Annotated in this window: 3 protein-coding genes; all 3 read right to left on the bottom strand. The window is 49.5% G+C overall.

Going from position 1 to position 5,215, the window contains the following annotated elements; all coding sequences use genetic code 11:
- Nucleotides 1–52: 52 nt before the first annotated feature.
- Entirely contained in the window at nucleotides 53–526 is a 474-nt protein-coding gene (locus tag BN93_RS12710) for an arginine repressor (RefSeq protein ID WP_009231274.1), read from the bottom strand.
- A gap of 1,335 nt (nucleotides 527–1,861) precedes the next feature.
- Nucleotides 1,862–2,869, bottom strand: coding sequence for a metal-dependent transcriptional regulator (locus BN93_RS12700; protein ID WP_019188701.1), 1,008 nt, complete (start codon nucleotides 2,867–2,869; stop codon nucleotides 1,862–1,864).
- Nucleotides 2,870–3,100: 231 nt separating this feature from the next.
- Nucleotides 3,101–5,215: replication restart helicase PriA (gene priA, locus BN93_RS12695; RefSeq protein WP_019188700.1), on the bottom strand; the 2,115-nt coding region annotated here is incomplete at its 5' end.

The following is a 5,215-nucleotide window of genomic DNA, read 5'->3' as shown; positions in this document are numbered from 1 at the left end:
CTGTTTCCGTCGATTAGATTAATGGCTATTACTTAATGAAGCACAAATCCACCTACATCCGCGAAATAACATCTTGCATTCTCCGTGTCATCTCGTCTGGGTCGAAGGGCTCTTTAAAGGCAATAAAGATGGTGTCGTTTCCAGATATGGTGCCCAATATCTCTGCAATCCCGCCATTATCGATGTTGTAGGCGATAGAGCTGGCATAGCCCGGACGGGTTTTCATCACGCCCATGTTTCCCGAAAAGGCGATAGATTGAAAGCCCGAAACCTTCATCATCTCGCGTGCCATGCGCGGGGTGGGTATGCGCTTGTACATCGTTTCGTTAGGCAGCACATAGGTGTACCTGCCATTAATGCTGGCGGCTTTGGCCACTTTCAGCTGCTTTAAGTCACGGCTGAGCGTAGCTTGCGTGATGTTGAAACCCTCTTGGGAAAGTGCTTTCAATAGGTCTTCTTGACAGCCTATCTCCTGACTGGAGATGAGCAGTTTCAACGTTTCGAGTCGGTTGTTTTTCTCTTTCATTTCTGCATCTAATTCAAGTTAAAAAAAGCGGTTACAAAACCAAGCGCGCAACAGCAACGCCTAACACGCGCCGTGTTAATAAAAATACCTTGTTCTGCAAAGGTATGTAATAAAACGACAACTTGCAAGAAAAACGTATTATTTTGTTGAAAATTCCGTTCATTTGCCCTATGTCCCTTATGTTCTTATGTCAAAAAACACCTCTATTTGTGGCGAAACACGAAAAGAATTGAGGAGTTGAGGAGTTAAGGAGTTAGGGAGTTAAGCCAAATGTATAGGTGGCGTTAGGCTAATAGGACAAGTCGGACTTGTCGGACCTGTCCGAAAGCTAGACGAAACTAGAAATCTAGGAACCGACAGACAACTTTAAAGGGCGTCAGCCATTCTTTCACCTTTTCACCTTTTCACCTTTTCACCCTTTCACCATTAGGAGTTAAGCCAAATGCCTTGTTGCAGAAGAGCTAACTATCTCGTCAACCTGTTAACTCGTCAACTTGTTAACTTACCATCTCTCGTCATCCCTTCATCCATGTAATCTTTTCGGCATAAATTTTAACGTTATAGCTAACATTTTTTCCACCAACAGCCCACCCGACCGCAAATAATCGATTCTCGCGAAGGTTTGTTTGGGTGCAAAATGGGGTTAGGATGCGAATGCGGCAAAATGAATATTTATTATAAGCAACCGCCATTTGCACCTGTTTTGGGGCTATTTGCAGCAAAATATAGTGCAATATGCCGCTAAACGCAGTGCGTTTTGGTGCTAAACGCCATGCGTTTTGATACTAAATGCAGTGCGTTTTGATGCAAAACGCAGGGTGTTTTGGTGCTAAATGCAACGCAAAACACTGCTAAATGCGAGATGAAAAGCATAAAAATACATTGTAATGGTATAAACATAACCGCTTAGAACCATTAAAAACATGGCCTAAAAGGGCAAAACAGCCATTAAAAAGCGGCATTTTGGGGGTTAAAAACTGGTTTTTGGCAGCGGAAAAATCACGAGTCGAGAACCAAATAGAAAGGTAAAACGATACTAAATACCGACAAAATGCCCGAAAAGGGACTAAAAGCGAGATCTGCAAGTCGGCTTTTAGTGGCATTTTTACTGCCAAACAGCCATAATTTTCGCTAGAACGAGGCGACGGACAATACGTGTTTTGTAAAATATAAGCATACAAATTAACAATCGCGGGCATTTGGAAAAGAAATGCCGAAACGGGCTTTTGCAAGACCCACTAAGCCACAACCGGCATACCAGTTGGACAAAAAGGCGTGGGTGCATGGCACACGCCAACAGCGCATACCAGGCAAACCCTAATCCTCATTTGTGACTTATTGCTGCTGCCCCTCGCCCTCCACAAGGTCTTTACGCACCAAAACGTACTTGGCTTGCTCGTGCCTTAACGCTATGGCCGACCCACGAACAATGTAAGCGATGGGGTTGCCCATGGGACTAGGCATGTCAATGCTCACCACACTACCTTTTACGAAGCCTAAATCCAACAAACGACGGCGAAGTGCTCCGCGGCAAGCTGGCGACAAGCCCACAATACGTGCCTCTTCGCCCGCTTGAAGATGGATAAGCCTTTGTGCACGCACCTCGGGCAAGTTGTTTAGCTCGGCAGTTGTAACAGGTTGCATGTTAATGGCCTCGAGTGCCGTTATGGGTAACGAGAAATGTTCGCCCTCGTAGTCGAACATCATAGCTACGTTGTCTATCTGGGTGATGAAGATGAGCGAGTCTTTGGTCAGTCCCTTCTCGGCTATGAGCGTAAACAGCTGCTTGTCGTCGTCTTCCACATGCGTAATGCGCCACCACGACTGCGCCTCGATGGGTTCGCCGCATGTGCCTTTGTCGGCAACGGCCAACGAAGGTGTGGGTATGGGGTCGCCATGAGGGTCGAAAAGCGGGTTGCCCAACAGCGATGCAATGCGCTCTTGCTCGTCGGGCGTGATGCGGTGTTCCATGCGGTGTGCCCGTTCGTGCCACTCAGACGGCCCATAACCCGAGTGTTCGGCCAAATATTGCTCGTAGATGCGGTGGGCTCGAATGAGCCGAAGGGCGTGCATGCAACCCTTTTCGGTAAGTGCGAGCGTGTCGTTGGCAGTCAGTTCGCCGGCCAAAACCAGCGCACCCACGATGTTGGCCATGCCTTCGCGGTTGGTGCCAAGGTCTTTTGCGGCCTCATCCACCTGCTGACGGGGCATTTCCTTACCGTGTTCGTAGATATATTTAAGGAAGTCTTCTTGCAATTCCTTTCCGTCCACATGTTTGTTGCGGGCCAGCAAACCTTTCGTTGCCGCCCACCAATGTTCCTTGTTGTTTATGGTTGTTGCCATGATATGGTTCTCCTTTTATTATTAGTTTACGAGTTGACTAGTTGACAAGTTGACGAGGTAACAAGTTTACGAGTTAACAAGATGGCTAGTTGACGAGTTGACAAGATGACTAGTTGACGAGTTAACAAGATGGCTAGTTGACGAGATAGTTAGTCCCTATGCAACAAAGCATTTGGCTTAACTCCTTAACTCCTTAACTCCTTTAACTCCTCACTTCTTAACTCCTCTCCCTTACAACGGGTCCACATCGTAAAACACGTGCAGGGTGGCGTATTTTTTATCTTTCGCCATCTCGTTATGGGCGTATCGCAAGCATTGGCGAACTTGTTCGCCACTAAGCGACGGTTCTAGTTTTAACACCAACTTGCGGATGTGCAACGTTTTTACACGCGCCACGGCAGGCTTGTCGGGACCAAGAACGCGGTCGCCAAACAGCTGTCGAAGTCTGCTGCCAAGCTCTATCCCTGCTGTTTCGGCCACTTGCTCTTTGGCATGTTTCAAGTAGACATACACCAATCGAAAGAACGGCGGGTACCTGAACAAACGACGTTCTTCCAACAAGTCTGTATAGAATGCCTGATAATCATTGCGCACCACCTGACCAATTACGGGCAGTTCGGGCGACGTTGTTTGTAGCAACACCAAGCCGCGTTTACCCTTCCTCCCTGCCCTTCCGCTTACCTGCGCCATCATCATAAACGCCTGTTCGTAGGCCCTGAAGTCGGGATAGTTAAGCATGGCATCGGCGTTTAAGATGCCCACCACGCTCACTTTGTCGAAGTCTAGCCCCTTAGTAACCATCTGCGTACCGATAAGCACGTTGGTTTTGCCCTGCGAAAAATCGTGTATAATACGTTCGTATGCGTTTTTTGTGCGCGTAGTGTCAAGGTCCATGCGTGCTATTTTGGCCTCCGGAAACAGCTGCGCAAACTGGTCTTCAATCTTTTCCGTGCCATAACCGCGCCCCCGCAAGTCGGTTTCGCCGCAGTTGGGGCACGTCGTCGGCACGGCGTATGTAAAGCCGCAGTAGTGGCAGGTAAGCTGGTTCATGTTCTTGTGCAACGTCAGCGACACGTCGCAATTGTCGCATTTGGGCACCCATCCGCAGGTGTGGCATTCAACCATTGGGGCAAAGCCGCGCCGGTTCTGAAACAAAATAACTTGCTCGCCACGTTCCAACGCGCCACGAACGGCAGACAGTAAGGTCGGCGAAAAAGGCCCGTTCATCAGCTTTCGGCGGCGAAGGTCCTTCACATCCACCACCTTTATCTCGGGCAGGGCGATGTCTTTGTATCGCGTGGTGAGTTCAACAAGGCCGTACTTGCCCGTTTGCGCATTGTAATAGGTCTCGGTCGAGGGCGTTGCCGTGCCCAAAAGCGTTTGCGCACCATAGTAGTTGGCCAGCACGATGGCCGCCGAACGGGCATGATAACGCGGCGCAGGGTCTTGCTGTTTGAAACTTCCCTCGTGTTCTTCGTCGATGATGACCAGTCCAAGACGTTGAAAAGGCAAGAACACGGCACTCCTTGCACCCAGTATAACCTCGTAGGGTTCGGCAGAAAGTTGCTTTTTCCATATCTCCACACGTTCGGCATCGCTGTATCGCGAGTGGTAAATGCCCAGGCGTTTACCAAACACGCGTTTCAGGCGCGAGGTCATTTGCACGGTCAATGCTATTTCGGGCAGCAGGTAAAGCACTTGTTTCTTCTCTGCCAAGGCTTTGCTGATGAGATGGATATACACCTCGGTTTTACCGCTGGATGTTACGCCGTGCAACAGCACCACTCGCTTTTTGAGAAACTGGAACACGATGCTGTTATACGCCTCTTGCTGTGCCGCGCTCAGCGGCTTGGGCTTTTCGGCGGGTTCAGTGTCGTCGGTATTCAGTCGTCCCACCTCCTTATTATATATGCGGAGTAGGCCACGGTCCACCAAAGCCTTAATGGTAGCGTTGCTAGCACCGCTTTCGTTCATCAGTTCCACGCGTGTTATCTCGGCCACGGGCTGTTGCGTTTGGTTGTTTTCTAAGGTGTCCCAATGGCTGAGATGCAGGAAACAGGTGAACGCTTTAAGCTGTTGGCGCGCGCTACGCAGCATGTCGAGGGCGATGTTCAGCGTTTTATCGGTTTGGAAATTGTCGGCCAACGCCACATAAACTTCGGTTTTGGGCTGCCATCCCGCCTCGTCTTTAAGGCCCGCAGGCAAGGCAGCAGTGTACACATCGCCGATGGGTGCCATGTAATATTGGGCTATCCATTGCCAAAGGTCCAGCTGTTGGGGCAGCAACATCGGTGCCGTGTCTACCACTTGCAGCACGGCTTTGGTGTCGAAATCGGGCTTTTCATC

Source organism: Prevotella conceptionensis 9403948 (genome assembly GCF_000312305.1).
GTDB classification, from domain to species: Bacteria; Bacteroidota; Bacteroidia; order Bacteroidales; family Bacteroidaceae; genus Prevotella; species Prevotella conceptionensis.
The sequence above is the reverse complement of the archived record's forward strand: the minus strand, read 5'-3'. Positions and strand labels throughout refer to the sequence as shown.

Coding starts and splice junctions, on each gene's coding strand:
- BN93_RS12710 (WP_009231274.1), bottom strand. CDS start 526: ATGAAAGAGAAAAACAACCGACTCGAAACGTTGAAACTGCTCATCTCC.
- BN93_RS12700 (WP_019188701.1), bottom strand. CDS start 2,869: ATGGCAACAACCATAAACAACAAGGAACATTGGTGGGCGGCAACGAAA.